The organism is Arthrobacter sp. R-11 (assembly GCF_049913155.1).
Taxonomy (GTDB): Bacteria; Actinomycetota; Actinomycetes; order Actinomycetales; family Micrococcaceae; genus Arthrobacter.
The window spans coordinates 1,702,930-1,720,157 of the sequence record NZ_CP183979.1; the positions used below are offsets into that span (position 1 = coordinate 1,702,930).

The window sequence follows — 17,228 nt, forward strand, 5'->3', positions numbered from 1 at the left end:
GCACCGGCGGATGCGCGGTCCCTGCGTGCCCTTCATTGATCCGGTTACTTGTGGTTGCCGGGAACCTGGAAGTTGAAAACGCCTGTGTCGAAGTGGTTGTAGGCCTCGTAGTCCACCAGCTCGTAGAGCCGGGCGCGGGTGAGCATGTTCTCAACCTGCGCCTGCTGTGTCCCTGTTGCCTTGATCGTTTCCAGCGTACGCTCTGCAGCCCCCATGGCAATGCGGAGAAGCGTGACGGGATAGATCACCATGTTCACGCCAACATCCTGGAGCTGTTCCACCGTGAACAGCTCGCTCTTGCCGAACTCGGTCATGTTGGCCAGGATCGGCACCTCGACGGCGTCGCGGATGGCCTGGAACTCCTCCAAGGTGGCCATCGCCTCGGGGAAGATCGCGTCGGCGCCGGCCTCGACCAGGGCCTGGGCGCGTTCCTTCGCGGCCTCGAGGCCCTCCACGGCGCGGATGTCCGTGCGGGCCATGATCAGGAAGTCAGGGTCCCGGCGGGCGTCCGCCGCAGCACGGATGCGCTTGACCGCGGTGTCGGCGTCCACCACGGCCTTGCCGTCCAGGTGGCCGCAGCGCTTCGGGTTGAACTGGTCTTCGATGTGGCAGCCGGCCAGTCCGGCGTTTTCCAGTTCCTGCACGGTGCGGGCCACGTTCATCGGCTCGCCGAATCCGGTGTCGGCGTCCACGAGGCAGGGCAGTTCCGTCATCCGGGCGATCTGCCCGGCCCGCTGTGCGACTTCGGTGAGCGTGGTCAGCCCGATGTCCGGCAGGCCGAGGTCGTTGGCCAGCACTGCCCCGGAGATGTAGACGCCGGGAAAGCCCTTCTCCTCGATCAGCCGGGCGGAGAGAGGGTTGAAGGCCCCGGGGAACTGCAGGATTTCCTCCGATGCGAGCATGTCCCGCAGCCTGTGCCGCTTCTGCTCCGGTGTGGTTGTGGAGTACAGCATTTAGAACAGGCCCTTCGGTGCGTCGGAGGGGTTGATCACTCCGGGGGCGGCGGTGATGTTCAGCTGCTCCAGTTCGCCCGCGGCCAGTTCGGGGAGGCGTTCGACGGCGGCCAGGAAGCGTTCGATTTCGGCTTCCTCCACCAGCCCGGCAGCCAGGGTGCGGAACTTGTTCACGTACTGCTCCCGGGCGAACGGACGGGCACCGAGCGGGTGGGCATCCGCGACGGCGATCTCGTCTGTGATCACCGTTCCATCCGTGAGTGTGATGACAACAGTGCCGCCGAAGGCCTTCTCGGCGATGTCCAGGGAGTGGTAGCGGCGGGTCCATTCCGGGTCCTCCACGGTGCTGACCTTGTGCCACAGTTCCACGGTGTCCGGCCGGCCGGCGCGTTCGCGAGCGTAGGAGTCCACGTGGTGCCAGGCGCCGTCCTGCAGGGCCACCGTGAAGATGTACGGGATGGAGTGGTCCAGGGTTTCGCGGCTGGCCGTGGGATCGTACTTCTGCGGATCGTTGGCGCCGGAGCCGATCACGTAGTGCGTGTGGTGGCTGGTCTTGATCAGTACCGATTCCACGTTCGCCGGGTCCGTGGCTTCCGGGTGTTCCTTGTTCAGCTTGCGGGCCAGGTCAATCCAGGCCTGGGCCTGGTACTCGGCGGAGTGCTCCTTGGTGTAGGTGTCCAGGATGGCTCGCTTGGCTTCACCCGGGCCGGGCAGCGGGACTTCGTAGGAGGCGTCCGGGCCGTCCAGCATCCAGGCGATCACGCCGTCTTCGCCCTCGTAGATCGGCACCGGGGAGGTCTGACCGCGCATCGCACGGTCCGCCGCTTCCACGGCCATCTTCCCGGCGAACGCCGGCGCGTGGGCCTTCCAGGTGGAGATTTCGCCCTTGCGGGACTGGCGAGTGGCCGTGGTGGTGTGCAGGGCCTGGCCCACGGACTGGAAGATGGTCTCTACGTCCAGGCCGAGCAGGGTCCCGATGCCTGCGGCGGCGGACGGGCCGAGGTGGGCCACGTGGTCGATCTTGTGCTTGTGCAGGCAGATGGCCTTGACCAGGTTGACCTGGATTTCGTAGCCGGTGGCGATGCCGCGGATGAGGTCCGCGCCGGATGCGCCTACGTGCTGGGCAACGGCCAGGATCGGCGGGATGTTATCGCCCGGGTGCGAGTAGTCCGCGGCCAGGAAGGTGTCGTGATAGTCCAGTTCGCGCACGGCCACGCCGTTGGCCCAGGCGGCCCACTCGGGCGAGACGTTCTCCCGGATGCCGAACACTCCCGCACCCTTGCCGCCGGTGCTCGGGGCGTGCGTCAGTGCCTGCGCGCGGGCCGCGACGATCGGGGCCCGGTTCAACGAAGCGACGGCCACCGAGGCATTGTCGATGATCCGGTTGATGATCATCTCCGTGACCTCGGGGGTCACCCCGACAGGGTCGGCGGCGACGACCGCGATCTTGTGCGCGAGCTGCCCTTCGCGGGGGAGGTTCTCTTCGCTTTTGTAGACACGGACGTGGTGGCTCTTGACCAAGGTGGCTCCTTCTAGTGAGGCGTGTGGGTGGCCTTGACGCTGCTTTTCTTGACGTGGGACAGGCTTCGGTGCAGGTGGAGGATCGTGGCGGCTTCGGCGACTTTCGCGTTCCCGCCGGCGATGGCTTCGGCGATTGCCGCATGCTCGGCGGCCGCGGCACCCAGCCGGGCGGCGTCGTCGGCGGCCAGGCGCCGGACCCGGACCAGATGCACGCGCAGGCTGCGCATGGCCTGGGCCAAGTAGGAATTGGAGATGGCGGCGTCGATGGCGTCATCCAGCCTTGCCACCAGCGCGTAGTAGTCATGTCGGGCGGGATCGTTGCCCTCGAGGAGCGCCGGAGCCTGCAGGAGTTCGGCGTGGAGCTGCTCAAAGACGCTGCGCTCGCCGCGTTCGGCGGCCAGCGCCGCCGCCCGCACCTCAAGGGTTTCGCGCAGTTCGAACAGTTCGTCGATGTCCTCCAGGGAGATATCGGTGACGACGACGCCGCGGCCGCCTGCCGCCGTCGTCAGGCCTTCAGCGGTCAGCCGGCCGAGTGCCTCCCGGACCGGAGTGCGCGAGACGCCCAGGCGTTCGGACAGTTCCACCTCGCCCAGCACGGTTCCGGGCGCGAGGCGCCATTCGAGGATGTCCTCGCGGAGGGCTGCGTAGGCCTTGTCGCTGGCTCGCATGGTCCTCCGATCGGTCGCGGTGTGTTCGGGGCCTCAATGGCCCGACACGAGCCAGCGTATACACAGAAGGGTGCAATTGCCAGCAAATGGGGGAAATTTGCCGGCTGTGTATACATTTGCCGGTTCTACCGCCGCCTTACCCCCGGCTCCAGCGGTATTCGTTCTCCGGCCGGCCGGGTGTTCCGTAACGGGGGCTGCGGACCACCACGCCGGCGTCGGCAAGGTATTCGAGGTAGCGGCGGGCCGTGACCCGGGACATGCCAAGGTCTTCGGTGGCTTCGCTCGCCGAGACGGCCCTGCCGAGCCCGGCAAGGTATTCCTTGACCGCTTCGAGGGTGCCCGTGGACAGCCCTTTGGGCAAGGGCATCTCGGTGGGCGCGCGGAGGCTGGCGAAGGCCTGGTCGACCTCGCTTTGCGATGCCCCGGAACGGGTTCCCGGCGCGGGAATCACAAGCTGTTCCCGGTAGGCGCGGTAGCTGCGCAGCTTGTCCGCGAAGGTGGCGAAGGTGAACGGCTTGATGAGGTACTGGACGACGCCGATGGAGACTGCGCTGCGCACGATGTTGACCTCGCGCACGGCGGTGATGGCAATGATGTCCGCCAGCAGGCCGGCGCCGTGCATCCTTCGTGCGACATCCAGCCCGTGCAGGTCCGGCAGGTTCATGTCCAGCAGCACCAGGTCCACGGGCTCGCCGGCGGCCGCGAAATCGTTGAGCAGCCGCAGCGCGGACTGGCCGTCCGGCGCGGTGCCCGCCAGGGTGAACCCTTCCAGCCTGCCCACGTAAACGGCGTGGGCATCGGCGGCGATGGGTTCGTCCTCGACGACGAGGACGCGGATGTCGTTCATTCGGTTTCCTTCGTCGGATCCGGTGCCGGCAGCACTACGCGGAACAGCGCTCCGCCCAGGGCCACTCCGCCCAGGGCATCGGCCGGATCGTCCGCAGCGCCGATGGACAGCGTACCGTCCAGCCGCTTCACGGCCTGCCGCACCAGGGCGAGGCCGACGCCGCGGCCACCCGCAGCAGGAGCGCTGCCGTCCGGGCCGGGCGTCTTGGTGCTGAAGCCGTATTCGAGGATGTCCCCGGCGATGGCGGGGTCGATGCCGGGGCCGGAATCGGCCACGGTGAACGTGACGGCGTCCGGCGTCGTGGCGATCGCGAGCGAAACCTTGCGCGGCGGGGGAGCGGAAGCGGCGGCGTCGAGGGCGTTGTCCAGCAGGTTCCCCAGGATCGTCACCAGGTCCTGCACCGCCAGGCCGTGGAGGCCGTCGTCGCCGGACACATGGACCGTGAGCTCGGCCCCGCGTTCATGCGCCTCCGCGGACTTGCCCATGATGAGCGCGCTGAGCACCGGCTCGTCCACCGAGGCCACGATGTCGTCGGTCAGGCGCTGGCTCAGCTCCAGGTCCTTCGTGGCGAAATCCAGGGCGTCGTCGGTGCGGCCCAGCTCCATCAGTGACACGATGGTGTGCAGCCGGTTGGCGTGTTCATGGGTCTGTGCCCGCAGTGCACCGGAGAGCGTCCGCATGGTTTCCAGTTCGCTGCCAAGGGATTCGATTTCCGTGCGGTCGCGCAGGGTGGCCACCGTTCCGAAGACCGGAGTGCGGCCTCCCGGACGGCCCAGGCCACCGGGACGGCCCGGCCCGACGGCGGGAGCCTGGTTGACCACCAGGATCCGGGAATCGCTGAGGTGGATTTCGTCGTGGGCTGTGCGGCCGGATTCGAACAGCTCGCGCAGGCTGGCATCCAGCGGAAGTTCCGAGAGGCGCGGCGCGGCACCCGCCGAAGGGCCGACGTCGGACGGTTCCAGTCCCAGCAGCTCCGCCGCTTGATCGTTGTACATGACCACCGTGCCGCGGGTGTCGATCAGCACCACGCCTTCGCGGACCGAATGCAGCACCGATTCGTAGTAGGCAAACAGCTGCGCCAGTTGCTCGGGCCCCCAGCCGCGGGTGACCGAACGGAGGTAGCGGCCCAGCAGCCAGGACGCCAGCGAACCCGCGGCGAGCAGGGCGAGGCAAAGCGCGATGATCGCCCCGAAGCGGCCCGACGCTGCGATGTCCACGTTCCGCACCGTCACCCCTGCGGCCACAAGCGCGCGGACCGTGCCGGCGCCGTCCTTCACCGGAACGATCGTCCGCACGGACGGTCCCAGGGTCCCGGCGGTGACCTCCGTGAAGGTTTCGCCCCGCAGCGCCGGCTCGATGGTGCCGATGTACGGCTTGCCGATCTCCGCCGGATTGGCATGCGTCCAGCGGGTCCGGTCCGGCGCCATGATCGTGATGAAGTCGACGCCGGCATCCGCCATGACCTTCGCCGCGTACGGCTGCAGCGTGCTCGAGGGCGAGGCAGTTCCGGCGGCTTGCAGGACCAGAGGATTGGCGGCGACGGCGGCCGCGACGGTCTGCATCCGGCGCCCGGCGTCGTCGTACGTCCGCTGCCGGGCATCGATGATGGCCGCCGTTCCAAGCACCACGCTGAGCACCAGGACGAACAGCACATTGGCCACGAACAAGCGGCGGGCAATACTCCAGCGCCGGATCATGCGCACCTCCAATGACCAATATGACCACAACGGTGATCCGCGTCACCCCCGGCTCCATGATGGATGTCACACCACCGGCGCAGGAAGCAGTACAGAAGCCGCAGCGCCTCCAGAGTATCCAAAGGAGCATGCCATGACCTCTCAACGAGGAGAGATTGCCAGCGGGAAAGCCGGGCGCAAGGGCCTGGACAAGTCGCACTACCTGTACATCGCCGTCATCGCGGCCGTCGTGCTCGGCGCCGTTGTCGGCCTGCTGTTCCCGGAGGTGGGCAAGTCGCTGAAGCCCCTGGGCGACGGCTTCATCAAGCTCATCAAGATGATGATCGCCCCCGTCATCTTCTGCACCATCGTCCTGGGCATCGGCTCGATCGCCAAGGCCGCCACCGTCGGCAAGGTCGGCGGGCTCGCACTGGGCTACTTCCTGGTCATGTCCACCTTCGCGCTCGGCATCGGCCTGGTGGTCGGCAACCTGATCCACCCGGGCGAGGGCCTCAAGCTCACGCCCTACGACCCCACCAAGAAGGCCGCCACGGACAGCACCGTGGACTTCCTGCTGGGCATCATCCCGGGTGACATTCCCGTGCTGCCCACCCTGCTGGCCGCCATCCTCGTCGGCTTCGCGCTGCAGAAGATGGGCACCCAGGGTGCTCCGATCCTCAAGGCCGTCCAGCACGGCCAGGCCCTCGTGTTCCGCATCCTCATCATGATCATGTGGCTGGCGCCCGTCGGCGCCTTCGGCGCGATCGCCGCCGTCGTCGGTGCCACCGGTCCCCAGGCGATCGTGAGCATGTTCACCCTCATGGCCGCGTTCTACATCACCTGTGCGATCTTCATCGTGGTCATCCTCGGCGGCCTCCTGCGCCTCGTGGCCGGTGTCAGCATCTTCCAGCTCATGAAGTACCTGGCCCGCGAGTACCTGCTCATCTTCTCCACCTCGTCCTCCGAGGCCGCCCTGCCGCGTCTCATCGCCAAGATGGAGCACCTGGGCGTCTCCAAGCCGGTTGTCGGCGTGACGGTTCCCACCGGTTACTCCTTCAACCTGGACGGCACCGCGATCTACCTGACCATGGCGTCCCTGTTCGTGGCCAACGCCATGGGCACCCCGCTGGACCTCGGCGCCCAGGTCTCCCTGCTGATCTTCATGATCATCGCCTCCAAGGGCGCGGCCGGTGTCACCGGTGCAGGCCTGGCGACCCTGGCTGCCGGTCTGCAGGCCCACAAGCCGGAATTGCTCGGCGGCGTCGGCATGATCGTCGGCATCGACCGCTTCATGTCCGAGGCCCGCGCCCTGACCAACTTCACCGGCAACGCCGTGGCCACCGTGCTGATCGGCACCTGGGTCAAGGAGATCGACCGCCAGCAGGTCGGCAACGTGCTCTCCGGCGCGGTTCCCTTCGACGAGACCACGATGATCAGCCACCACGCTGAGTCCGAGGTGAAGGAAGCCGCAGCAAAGGAACCCGTAACCGCCTGAGTTTCCGCAAGCCGAGGCGGCAAGAGGCAGGCTCCCCGCCGGGGAGCCTGCCTTTTTCCATGCGCTGCAAGGCTGCGTCGGCCCCTCGGGAGATCAACCTTCGACCTCAACCAGAAGGTAAAGGCTCAAATTGCTGGCAATGTCAAGGTCCGTCGAATGCCGTGTCGGGGACTGTAACCTTGCTTGGGAGCAGTCATTGACCGTCGTGGAGAGAGTGGTTAAAAACGTGAGCAGCGAACGGGGTACAACTACGCTGGAAGGCACGGATTTCGATCTGGAAGATGCCGTCATGGGCCCCACCGGCCGTCCGTACCGCGAGTTCCCGGAACCCGCGCCCCTGGACGTCCATGGCCCGGCGCGGGTCATCGCGATGGTCAACCAGAAGGGCGGCGTCGGCAAGACGACGTCCACCATCAACCTCGCCGCCGCGCTCGCCGAATACGGCCGCCGTGTGCTGCTGGTCGATTTCGACCCCCAGGGTGCCCTGTCCGCGGGGCTCGGTGCCAACCCGCACGAGCTCGACCTGACCGTCTACAACGTCCTGATGGACCGCAAAGTGGACATCCGGGACGCCATCCAGCAGACCGGCGTCGACGGCGTGGACCTGCTGCCCGCCAACATCGACCTCTCCGCGGCGGAAGTCCAGCTGGTCAACGAAGTGGCCCGCGAGCAGGTCCTTGACCGCGCGCTGAAGAGCGTCGAAGACGATTACGACGTCGTCCTCATCGACTGCCAGCCGTCCCTCGGCCTGCTGACCGTCAACGCGCTGACCGCGGCGCACGGCGTCATCATCCCGCTGATCTGTGAATTCTTCGCCCTGCGCGCCGTGGCACTGCTGGTGGAAACCATCGAGAAGGTACAGGACCGCCTCAACCCGCGCCTGCAGGTGGACGGCGTGCTCGCCACCATGTTCGACGCCCGGACCCTGCACAGCCGCGAAGTGATCGCCCGCCTCGTGGAAGCCTTCGGGGACAAGGTCTTCGAAACCGTCATCAAGCGCTCCATCAAGTTCGCCGACGCCACCGTGGCCGCTGAACCCATCACCAGCTACGCGGGCACCCACACCGGCGCCGACGCCTACCGCAGCCTGGCCAGGGAGCTGATCCTGCGCGGCGGCGCGCCCTAAGCGGCGATGGCGGAACCGCTCACCCTGGCGGAGGAAACCGCCGACGCCGATAGCACCAGTGTCGAAAACAGCACCGCGCGCAAGGGCGGCTTTGAGGTCCGGTTGGCCAACTTCACCGGCCCTTTTGACCTGCTGCTCGGCCTGATCGCCAAGCACAAGCTGGACGTCACCGAACTGGCGTTGGCCACTGTCACGGACGAGTTCATCAAGTACATCCGCCGGCTCCAGGAACTGGGCGAAAGCTGGGCCCTGGATGAAGCCAGCGAGTTCCTGGTGATCGCGGCAACCCTCCTGGACCTGAAGGCCGCGCGTTTGCTGCCCGCCGGCGAGGTCGAGGACGAAGAGGACGTGGCCCTCCTTGAGGCGCGCGACCTGTTGTTCGCGCGGCTGCTGCAGTACAAGGCCTTCAAGCAACTGGCCGCCCACCTGGGCGAGACCCTCGAGAACGAGGCCGGGCGCTTTCCCCGGCAGGTGGCCCTGGAACCGCACTTCGCGGCCTTGCTGCCCGAGCTCATCTGGCGGCACAGCCCGGAGCAGTTCGCCGGCATCGCCGCGAAGGCCCTGGAACCCAAGGACACGACGCCGCCGGAAGTCGGAGTCGACCATCTCCACGGGGCGCCCGTCAGCATCAAGGAACAGGCCGAGATCCTCGGCTTCCGCTTGCAGCATGGACGGCCGCTCTCCTTTCGGGCGCTCGTGGCCGACGCCGAATCCACGCTCGTGGTGGTGGTCCGCTTCCTGGCGTTGCTGGAGATGTTCCGGGACCGCGTGGTCGCCTTCGAACAGCCCGGGCCGCTGTCCGAGCTGACGGTCCGCTGGACCGGCCGGCCCGAGGGGTGGAGCAGCGAAGACCTGAGCGAAGAGTACGACACCGTGGCCGTTGCGGAGGCGCCGGAGCAGCCAACAGCGGAGCAGTCAACAGCGGAGGAGACGGCACAGCAGAGGAGCGGAAATGAGTGACTACGAGGACGCCGTCGCCGGACTTGCCGCACTGGGGGAGCGCCCGGGCGGGGCGCGTGCCGCGCTGGAGGCCGTGCTGATGGTGATCGACCAGCCCGCCACCCCCGAGGAACTGGCCGCGGGGCTGGGACTGGGCACCGCCGTCGTCGAGGAACTGCTTGCGGAGCTGCAGCAGGACTACAACGGCTATACTGGTAAGGCCCCGGGCACGGATGCTGACGGTTCACCTGCTGACGCAGGCGCCAGCAGAGCACCCCGGGGTTTTGAGTTGCGGAACGTCGCTGGCGGGTGGCGGATCTACTCACGGCCCGAATTTTCCGACGTCGTGGGGAAGTTCGTCCTTGACGGGCAGACGGCCCGGCTGACCCAGGCAGCACTGGAAACCATGGCGGTCATCGCGTACCGGCAGCCGGTTTCCCGGGCCAGGGTCTCGGCCATCCGCGGCGTGAACGTCGACTCGGTGGTGCGGACCTTGGTCCAGCGCGGCCTGGTCGAGGAAGCCGGCACCGATCCCGAATCCGGGGCGCTCCTTTACCGGAGCACCCCCTACTTCCTGGAACGGATGGGCATCGCCTCCATCGAGGAGCTGCCGCCCTTGTCGCCACACCTCCCAGGGCTCGAAGGCATCGAGGAATTCTTCGACGCCGAGCGGATGTAAACGCGCTGGCAGGACGCAACTCACGCAAGGCAGAATTAAACACAGTGGGCAGAGCAAATCTGCCCGGCCGGCAGGAGAAAGCCGGCCCATAACAAAAGGACGGGTCATGACACAGGCGGGACGCCAGGGTTCACCACGTAACAGTTCGGGACGCAGCGGCTTCGGCAGCAGCCGGGGCAACGCAGGCCGCGGCGGAGCAGGCTTTGGCGGCAGCCAGGGCGGCGCGGGCAAGCGCAGCTTCAACGACCGCGGCGAACGCGGCTTCCAGGGCGAACGGCCGTCCAGGCCGTCCCGTCCCCGCGAAGAGCGCCCCTTCGATCCGGACAACCCCACCTCTGCCGCCGGCGACCGCAAGGCCCCTGCAGCCAAGGCCCCGCGCAAGCCCGGCTCCAACAAGCCCGGCTACGGTAAGGCTCCCGGCACGCCCGGCGCCCTGAAGCCCAAGAAGAAGCCCGCAAAGCAGGCCGGCGCCCGCGCCTTCGGCAGCGAACGCTTCGGCCAGAACCTGGGCCCCATCCGCAAGCCGCGCGGCCCCAAGGGCAACGTACCGCAGTCCGAGCAGCATGACGCCGACGGCGTGCGCCTGCAGAAGGTAATGGCCCAGGCCGGCGTGGCTTCGCGCCGTGTGTGCGAAGAACTGATCCTCGAAGGCCGCGTTGAGGTCAACGGCCAGGTGACCACCGAGCTCGGCATGCGCGTGGACCCCAAGTCCGCCGTGATCCACGTGGACGGCATCCGCATCCAGCTGGACGAAAACCTGCTGTACATGGTCTTCAACAAGCCCAAGGGCGTCGTCTCCACCATGGAGGACCCCGAAGGCCGCCCCTGCATCAGCGACTTCCTGAAGAGCAGCAAGACCCACGGCGAACGGCTCTTCCACGTTGGACGCCTTGACGTCGCCACCGAAGGCCTGCTGCTGCTGACCAACGATGGCGAACTCGCCAACCGCCTCACCCACCCCTCCTACGAGGTGCCCAAGACCTACCTGGTGCAGGTCCGCGCCCCGTTCCCGCACGGCGTCGGTGCCAAGCTCAAGGCCGGCGTGGAGCTCGAGGACGGGATCGCCGCCGTCGACTCCTTCCGCCTGGTGGACTCCACCCCCGGTTACGTGCTGATCGAGGTCGTGCTGCACTCAGGCAAGAACCGCATCGTGCGCCGCATGTTCGACGCCGTCGGCTTCCCCGTGCAGCGCCTGGTGCGCGTCAAGATCGGCCCCATCGGTCTGGGCGACCAGCGCCAGGGCAGCATCCGCAACCTCGGCAAGCAGGAAATCGGCCACCTTCTGGCTTCGGTGGGGCTCTAAGGCATGTCGGCATTCCACACTCACGGCCGCGGGCACCTGGACGGGCCGGTGGTCATCTTCGGCACCGGGCTGCTCGGTGCCAGCATCGGCCTGGGCCTGCGCGGCCGCGGCGTGGCGGTCTTCCTCTCCGACCCGTCGCCCACCAACCAGGCTGTCGCCGTCGACATCGGGGCCGGCCGGCCCCTGAAAGAGCTCGACGGCGACGCGCAGCTTGTGGTGGTGGCCGCCCCGCCGGACGTGACGGCCGACGTCGTCGAACGCGCTTTGGACGTGTACCCCGGCGCCGTGGTGGTGGACATCGCCAGCGTGAAGGCCGGCATCCAGGCCGATCTTCGCGGCCGCGGCGTGGACATGTCCCGCTACGTGGGCACGCACCCGATGGCGGGCCGCGAGAAATCCGGCCCTGTCGCCGCTCGCGGCGAGCTGTTCACCTCCATGCCGTGGGTGCTGTGTCCCTCGGTCGAGAGCAGCGCGGACGCCCTGCAGACCGCGCGTTCCCTGGCCGGGGACCTGGGGGCGATCGTCACCCAGTTCACCGCCGAGGAACACGACGAAGCCGTGGCCCTGGTCTCGCACCTGCCCCAGGTGATGTCCTCCCTGCTGGCCAGCCGCCTGCAGGGCACCCCGCTGCACGCCCTGTCGCTGGCGGGCAACGGGCTTCGCGACACCACCCGCATCGCCGCCAGCGATCCCACCCTCTGGGTGCAGATCCTGGGCAGCAACGCGGAGAAGATCGTGGAGATCCTGCACGGTGTGCGCGAGGACCTGAACCGGCTCATCGGCACCCTCGAGGATCCGCTGGCACCTGGCGCCCGTTTGGACCTGGCCCAGCTGATCAGCGAAGGCAACGCCGGCCAGGCCCGCATCCCCGGCAAGCATGGCGGCCCGCCGCAGGCCTACTCCTGGCTGACGGTGCTGGTGGACGACAAGCCGGGCCAGATCGCGCGGCTGCTGACCGAGATCGGCGAAATCGGCGTCAACGTCGAAGACCTCCGTCTGGACCACTCGTCCGGGCAGAACGTCGGCATGGTGGAACTGTCCGTCCTGCCGAACACGCATGACCTCCTTGTAGAAGCCCTCAGCGACCGTGGATGGCGGGTACTCCAGTAATGACACGTGAACTCTTTGGCCCCGAAACCGTCGTCCGTCCCGGAAAGCCGTTGGTGGTCGCCATCGACGGTCCCTCCGGCTCCGGCAAGTCCAGCGTGAGCAAGGAAGTGGCGCGCCGCCTCAAGCTCGCGTACCTGGACACCGGCGCGATGTACCGCGCGCTCACCTGGTACTGCCTGAAGACGGGCGTCGACCTGAACGACGGTGCCGCCGTCGAGCAGGCCGCGGAGGACCTGCCGCTGGAGCAGAGCACCAGCCCCAACCACGAGTATGTGGCGGTGGGCGGCGTCGACGTCACCGAGGACATCCGCGAACCGCGGATCTCCTCCTCGGTCAGCGCCGTCGCCACCACCCTCGGTGCCCGCAACGAGCTGATCCGCCGCCAGCGCGAGCTGATCGACCAGCACCACCACCGCATGGTGGTCGAAGGCCGGGACATCACCACCGTCGTCGTGCCCAACGCCGAAATCCGCATGCTGCTGACCGCCAGCGAGGAAGCCAGGCTCCGCCGCCGCGGCATCCAGCTCGGCGGGACGCAGAGCAAGGAAGAACTCGCCGCACAGGTGATCCAGCGCGACGCGAAGGACTCCACCGTTGTGAACTTCACCCGCGCCGCCGACGGCGTGGTCACCCTGGACTCCTCGGACCTGGACTTCGAACAGACCGTGGACACGGCGCTGGAGATTGTGGCCAAGGTCATCTACGGTGACTGACCGCGTCCTGCCGGCACACCGCGTCCCGGCCAAATGGACCATGCTGTGGAGCCGGCCTGTCGGCTTCCTGCTGGACCACGTGCTGTACAAGACCAGCGTGCGCGGGCGCTCGAACGTGCCGAAGGCCGGGCCGGTGATCTTCGCCGGGAACCACATCAGCTTCCTGGACGGGCCGGTGATGTTCGGCGCGGCCCCGCGGCCCATGCACATCCTGGTCAAGAAGGAAATGTTCACCGGGTTCCTCGGGCGGGTGCTGCGTGCCTCCGGCCAGATCCCGGTGGACCGCTCCGGCGACCGCGCCGCCCTGCACACCGGCAAGGGACTGCTCGACTCCGGCCGTTGCGTCGGGATCCTGCCTGAAGGGACCCGGGGGAGCGGCTCCGCTGAAAGCATCGCCAACGGGGTCGCCTGGCTCGCGCTGGCCACCGGCGCCACGGTGGTGCCGGTCGCGATCCTCGGAACCCGCAGCGGCGCGGAACACCGCGATTCGATCCCGCGGCTGCGCCGCCGCCTCTCCGTCAGCTTCGGTGCTCCGCTGTGCTTGAGCCGCCGGGCCGGTGAGTCCGGGCGTGTTTCAATGGACAGGGCGGCCGCCGAGATCCAGGCCGCGCTGGCCGGGCACGTCCGGGACAGCGTGGCTGCTACTGGACAACTGCTTCCCCACATACCACCACTAAGGAAAGTGCAATGAGCGATACGACTCATAAATCCGGCCTCCACGGAGCCGGCGACGACGAATACACGCCCACCGGCACCGACCAGGTGGCTGAGAACCTCGCCGCCCTGGACGACGAGGAGGCCGAGCTCCGCGCCGCCTCCCTCCGTGCCGGCCTGGAAGACTACGACCTCGACGAGGACGACGCCGCCCTCCTTGACGGCCTCTACGAGGACGAAGGCGAGGAAGGCCCGCTCAAGCTGGACCCGGTCCTGGCCATCATCGGCCGCCCGAACGTCGGCAAGTCCACGCTTGTGAACCGTATCCTCGGCCGCCGCGAGGCCGTCGTCGAGGACGTTCCCGGCGTCACCCGCGACCGCGTCATGTACTCGGCGCGCTGGAACGGCAAGAACTTCACCCTCGTCGACACCGGCGGCTGGGAGCACGACGCCAAGGGCATCCACGCCCGCGTTGCCGAGCAGGCCGAAATGGCCGTTGAGCTGGCCGACGCCGTGCTGTTCGTGGTGGACTCCGCCGTGGGCGCCACCGCCACGGACGAAGGCGTCGTGAAGATGCTGCGCAAGTCCAAGAAGCCGGTCATTCTCGTGGCCAACAAGGTGGACGACTTCGTCCAGGAAGCCGACTCCGCCGTGCTGTGGGGCCTCGGTTTCGGCGAGCCGTACCCGGTATCCGCACTGCACGGCCGCGGCGTGGCCGACCTCCTGGACAAGGTGATCGAGACCCTTCCCGAATACTCGCAGGTGGAAAGCGTGGACCGTTCCGGCGGACCCCGCCGCATTGCGCTGATCGGCCGCCCGAACGTGGGCAAGTCCTCGTTGCTGAACAAGCTCGCGGGCACCGAACGCGTCGTGGTGGACAACCTCGCCGGCACCACCCGCGACCCCGTGGACGAGTTCATCGAACTCGGCGACCGCACCTGGCGCTTCGTGGACACCGCAGGCATCCGCCGCCGCCAGCACATGGCGCAGGGCGCGGACTTCTACGCCTCCCTGCGCACGCAGGCCGCGCTCGAAAAGGCGGAGGTCGCCGTCGTACTCCTCGCCGTGGATGAGGTGCTCAGCGAGCAGGACGTCCGCATCCTGCAGCTGGCCATCGAGTCCGGCCGCGCGCTGGTGCTCGCGTTCAACAAGTGGGACCTGCTGGACGACGAACGCCGCCGCTACCTTGAGCGCGAGATCGAGCAGGACCTGGCACACGTAGAGTGGGCGCCGCGCGTGAACATCTCCGCCAAGACCGGCTGGCACAAGGACCGACTGGTGCCCGCGCTGGACAAGGCACTGGAGAGCTGGGACCGCCGCATCCCCACCGGTCGCCTCAACGCCTTCCTGGGCGAGCTCGTGGCCGCGCACCCGCACCCGGTGCGTGGTGGCAAGCAGCCGCGCATCCTGTTCGGCACCCAGGCCTCCAGCCGTCCGCCGAAGTTCGTGCTCTTCACCACGGGTTTCCTGGACCCCGGATACCGCCGCTTTATCACCCGCCGCCTGCGCGAGACGTTCGGCTTCGAGGGCACGCCCATCGAGGTCAGCATGCGTGTGCGGGAGAAGCGGGGGAAGAAGCGGTAGCTTCCTCGTTTGACGCACGACGGCGCGCCTTCCTTTTTGGGGGAGGCGCGCCGTTTTGTTTTGGGCGGCTTAGGCCTCCGCCACGGCGGACTGGTCGCGGAAGTGCCCGGTGACGATGAGCACCACCCCGGCCACGGCCCAGGCCCCGAGGACCAGCCACGGGAACAACGTTCCGGCGTCCGGGAAATAGGACAGGTTCCGCAGGAGCGTGCCGGAGGCGCCGGGCACGAACCACTGGCCCACGTCGCCCCATGGAGCCGGGAGGAATTCCCTGGGCTGGGTGAGCGCGGAGAGCGGGTTGCCGATGAACATGGTGATCACGGCGCCCACCGCGATGCCGGCGCGGCCGATCAGGGCGGACAGGCCCGTGATGATCGCGGCCGTCGCGGCGATGCCCAGCCCTACGGCGGCGCTGTTGGCCCAGAAGTCGCCCTGCAGCACGTGGAACCAGCCCTGCAGGATGCCCACCAGCCCCAGGCCGCCGGCGATGCCGTAAGCAATGACCGCGGCAAGCCGCCGCCACGCCCCGGCGACCAGCAACGAGATCAGGATGCCGCCCACCATGCCGCCCATGGCGAGCGGGAGTCCGGCGACGGCGAGGCCGGTGCCGCGCGGGTCATCGGAGGAGAGCGGCACGACGTCGGTCACCACCACGGTGGGGACGGTTGCCGGTTTCGCTGCGGGTGGCTGGGCGGGTGGCTGGGCAGCAGACGGGTGGCTTGCCGCAGGGGAGCGTTGCTGTGCCGCCTGCTGCGCGGCAGCGAACTTCGCCTGCATTTGCGAGATCGCGTCAGTCAAAGCGGCTATGGCCTGCTTGTCGATCTGCTGCTGCAGTCCGATGCCCAGCTGGCTCAAGGCCGCGCTGGCGGCAGGGCTTGCCGCGCTGGCTACCAGGATCTCGGGTGCGGCTGCTGCTGGACTTTCGGGGAGCACGACCGCACCGTAAACCTCCCTGTCCTTGATTGCCGCGACGGCGTCGTCCCGGTTGTCCGCAGTACGGATGTCGAGCATGCCTTCGGGCGCCTTGGCCGTGAGTTGCTGGACCTGTTCGGCCGAACCGACAACGGCGACGGGCAGGTGCTGCGGCTTCGCCGTCACGCTGGGCCAGGAGAACGCGAGCAGGATGATGCACACGGCTGCGGCCGAGAGCACGGCAGTCCGGAGGGCCAGGGGCCAACTGGTGCGGGGGCGCTGGGTCGCGGGGGTGGTAGCCATGACGGGCTCCTCAATAAAAAGAATATTCGTTCTCTATTTTCCTCGGGGCGGATAGACTGTCAAGAACGATCATTCGTTTTTAAGAGCACAGAGTGGATTTGGGTGAAGGAGCACCATGCCGAAGGTCAGTGACGAGCACCGCGAGAAGCAGCGTGAGCGGATTCTGGACGCCGCGCTTAGCTGCGTTGCGCGCAAGGGGTTTGCGTCGACGTCGATGGCGGACATCATCGCCGAGGCCGGCCTGTCCGCGGGCGCCGTTTACCTGTACTACCGCAGCAAGGATCAGCTCACGGTGGACGTGGGGCGGCGGGTGCTGAGCAAGAAGATCGCGGTGCTGGACGGCTTCCTCGCGCTCGATGAGGTGCCCTCGCCCGCCGTCGCCATCCCGGAATTCCTGGCACAGATGCCGCGCGACGGATTCTTCCCGGACGTGGCCGTCCAGGTGTGGGGCGAGGCGGTCCATTCGCCCGAGCTCACGGATACGGCCAGGAACCTGATCGGCGAGGTGAGCGGGCATTTTGCCGCTTACTTCGCCGCCTGGTTCGGGCAGTCCCGCGGGCTGGGGGAGAAGGAAGCGCTCCGGGAGGGGGCGCGAGTGGCGCCGGCCGCCGTCGGGCTGGTCCAGGGGTACATGGTGCAGAGCGTCTTCCTGGACGAGGCCGCTCGACAGCGGTACCGCGACGCCGCCGGGGCGGTGCTGATGGGGTTGTAGGGGCTTGGGCTCCTAATAATGTCGTAGCTCGGT

16 protein-coding genes are annotated in these 17,228 nt (G+C 67.9%); 10 read left to right on the forward strand and 6 right to left on the reverse strand.

Annotated elements, in window-relative coordinates; translation table 11 throughout:
• Positions 1-44 precede the first annotated feature (44 nt).
• The 5 genes from prpB to ACN9M4_RS07690 form a co-directional block, all read right to left on the reverse strand.
• On the reverse strand, positions 45-953 hold the full coding sequence (gene prpB / locus ACN9M4_RS07670; protein WP_426302942.1) for a methylisocitrate lyase: 909 nt from the start codon (positions 951-953) through the stop codon (positions 45-47).
• Positions 954-2,474 (reverse strand): MmgE/PrpD family protein, encoded by a 1,521-nt coding sequence (locus ACN9M4_RS07675; RefSeq protein ID WP_426302943.1) that lies wholly within the window; start codon positions 2,472-2,474, stop codon positions 954-956.
• A gap of 11 nt (positions 2,475-2,485) precedes the next feature.
• A complete protein-coding gene (locus ACN9M4_RS07680; RefSeq protein WP_426302944.1) occupies positions 2,486-3,142 on the reverse strand; it encodes a GntR family transcriptional regulator in 657 nt (218 codons plus the stop codon).
• A 136-nt stretch (positions 3,143-3,278) separates the two neighbouring features.
• A complete protein-coding gene (locus tag ACN9M4_RS07685) occupies positions 3,279-3,989 on the reverse strand; it encodes a response regulator (RefSeq protein ID WP_426302945.1) in 711 nt (236 codons plus the stop codon).
• The gene (locus ACN9M4_RS07690; RefSeq protein ID WP_426302946.1) at positions 3,986-5,686 is read right to left on the reverse strand and encodes a sensor histidine kinase; all 1,701 of its coding nucleotides are present in this window, start codon (positions 5,684-5,686) and stop codon (positions 3,986-3,988) included. The genes ACN9M4_RS07685 and ACN9M4_RS07690 overlap by 4 nt, the downstream gene beginning before the upstream one ends.
• 133 nt (positions 5,687-5,819) lie before the next feature.
• Between ACN9M4_RS07690 and ACN9M4_RS07695 the strand changes: the two genes are divergently transcribed.
• From ACN9M4_RS07695 to der, 9 genes are all read left to right on the forward strand, one after another.
• A complete protein-coding gene (locus ACN9M4_RS07695) occupies positions 5,820-7,160 on the forward strand; it encodes a cation:dicarboxylate symporter family transporter (RefSeq protein WP_426302947.1) in 1,341 nt (446 codons plus the stop codon).
• Positions 7,161-7,386: 226 nt separating this feature from the next.
• The gene (locus ACN9M4_RS07700; protein ID WP_426302948.1) at positions 7,387-8,286 is read left to right on the forward strand and encodes a ParA family protein; all 900 of its coding nucleotides are present in this window, start codon (positions 7,387-7,389) and stop codon (positions 8,284-8,286) included.
• Positions 8,287-8,292: 6 nt separating this feature from the next.
• Positions 8,293-9,246: a segregation and condensation protein A gene (locus tag ACN9M4_RS07705; protein ID WP_426302949.1), complete on the forward strand. Its 954-nt coding sequence runs from the start codon at positions 8,293-8,295 to the stop codon at positions 9,244-9,246.
• Positions 9,239-9,904, forward strand: coding sequence for an SMC-Scp complex subunit ScpB (gene scpB, locus ACN9M4_RS07710; protein WP_426302950.1), 666 nt, complete (start codon positions 9,239-9,241; stop codon positions 9,902-9,904). Before ACN9M4_RS07705 ends, scpB begins: the two co-directional genes overlap by 8 nt.
• A gap of 106 nt (positions 9,905-10,010) precedes the next feature.
• A complete protein-coding gene (locus ACN9M4_RS07715) occupies positions 10,011-11,207 on the forward strand; it encodes a pseudouridine synthase (RefSeq protein WP_426302951.1) in 1,197 nt (398 codons plus the stop codon).
• Positions 11,208-11,210: 3 nt separating this feature from the next.
• Positions 11,211-12,317 carry a prephenate dehydrogenase gene (locus tag ACN9M4_RS07720; protein WP_426302952.1) on the forward strand — a complete coding sequence of 369 codons (1,107 nt, stop codon included), beginning with the start codon at positions 11,211-11,213 and terminating at the stop codon, positions 12,315-12,317.
• On the forward strand, positions 12,317-13,030 hold the full coding sequence (gene cmk, locus ACN9M4_RS07725) for a (d)CMP kinase (protein WP_426302953.1): 714 nt from the start codon (positions 12,317-12,319) through the stop codon (positions 13,028-13,030). Before ACN9M4_RS07720 ends, cmk begins: the two co-directional genes overlap by 1 nt.
• A gap of 40 nt (positions 13,031-13,070) precedes the next feature.
• Positions 13,071-13,721: a lysophospholipid acyltransferase family protein gene (locus ACN9M4_RS07730; RefSeq protein ID WP_426303425.1), complete on the forward strand. Its 651-nt coding sequence runs from the start codon at positions 13,071-13,073 to the stop codon at positions 13,719-13,721.
• Entirely contained in the window at positions 13,718-15,268 is a 1,551-nt protein-coding gene (der, locus tag ACN9M4_RS07735; protein ID WP_426302954.1) for a ribosome biogenesis GTPase Der, read from the forward strand. Before ACN9M4_RS07730 ends, der begins: the two co-directional genes overlap by 4 nt.
• A 69-nt stretch (positions 15,269-15,337) precedes the next feature.
• On the opposite strand, the gene ACN9M4_RS07740 is transcribed toward der, so the two are convergent.
• Entirely contained in the window at positions 15,338-16,483 is a 1,146-nt protein-coding gene (locus tag ACN9M4_RS07740; RefSeq protein WP_426302955.1) for an ABC transporter permease, read from the reverse strand.
• A 115-nt stretch (positions 16,484-16,598) separates the two neighbouring features.
• On the opposite strand from ACN9M4_RS07740, the gene ACN9M4_RS07745 reads away from it, so the two are divergent.
• Positions 16,599-17,195, forward strand: coding sequence for a TetR/AcrR family transcriptional regulator (locus tag ACN9M4_RS07745; RefSeq protein ID WP_426302956.1), 597 nt, complete (start codon positions 16,599-16,601; stop codon positions 17,193-17,195).
• Positions 17,196-17,228 lie beyond the last annotated feature (33 nt).

Bases quoted from the DNA above. Each gene is read 5' to 3' on its own strand.
- cmk (WP_426302953.1), top strand. From the start codon at position 12,317: ATGACACGTGAACTCTTTGGCCCCGAAACCGTCGTCCGTCCCGGAAAG.
- prpB (WP_426302942.1), bottom strand. From the start codon at position 953: ATGCTGTACTCCACAACCACACCGGAGCAGAAGCGGCACAGGCTGCGG.
- ACN9M4_RS07690 (WP_426302946.1), bottom strand. From the start codon at position 5,686: ATGATCCGGCGCTGGAGTATTGCCCGCCGCTTGTTCGTGGCCAATGTG.
- scpB (WP_426302950.1), top strand. From the start codon at position 9,239: ATGAGTGACTACGAGGACGCCGTCGCCGGACTTGCCGCACTGGGGGAG.
- ACN9M4_RS07705 (WP_426302949.1), top strand. From the start codon at position 8,293: ATGGCGGAACCGCTCACCCTGGCGGAGGAAACCGCCGACGCCGATAGC.
- der (WP_426302954.1), top strand. From the start codon at position 13,718: ATGAGCGATACGACTCATAAATCCGGCCTCCACGGAGCCGGCGACGAC.
- ACN9M4_RS07720 (WP_426302952.1), top strand. From the start codon at position 11,211: ATGTCGGCATTCCACACTCACGGCCGCGGGCACCTGGACGGGCCGGTG.
- ACN9M4_RS07685 (WP_426302945.1), bottom strand. From the start codon at position 3,989: ATGAACGACATCCGCGTCCTCGTCGTCGAGGACGAACCCATCGCCGCC.
- ACN9M4_RS07740 (WP_426302955.1), bottom strand. From the start codon at position 16,483: ATGGCTACCACCCCCGCGACCCAGCGCCCCCGCACCAGTTGGCCCCTG.
- ACN9M4_RS07730 (WP_426303425.1), top strand. From the start codon at position 13,071: ATGCTGTGGAGCCGGCCTGTCGGCTTCCTGCTGGACCACGTGCTGTAC.
- ACN9M4_RS07715 (WP_426302951.1), top strand. From the start codon at position 10,011: ATGACACAGGCGGGACGCCAGGGTTCACCACGTAACAGTTCGGGACGC.
- ACN9M4_RS07695 (WP_426302947.1), top strand. From the start codon at position 5,820: ATGACCTCTCAACGAGGAGAGATTGCCAGCGGGAAAGCCGGGCGCAAG.
- ACN9M4_RS07745 (WP_426302956.1), top strand. From the start codon at position 16,599: ATGCCGAAGGTCAGTGACGAGCACCGCGAGAAGCAGCGTGAGCGGATT.
- ACN9M4_RS07680 (WP_426302944.1), bottom strand. From the start codon at position 3,142: ATGCGAGCCAGCGACAAGGCCTACGCAGCCCTCCGCGAGGACATCCTC.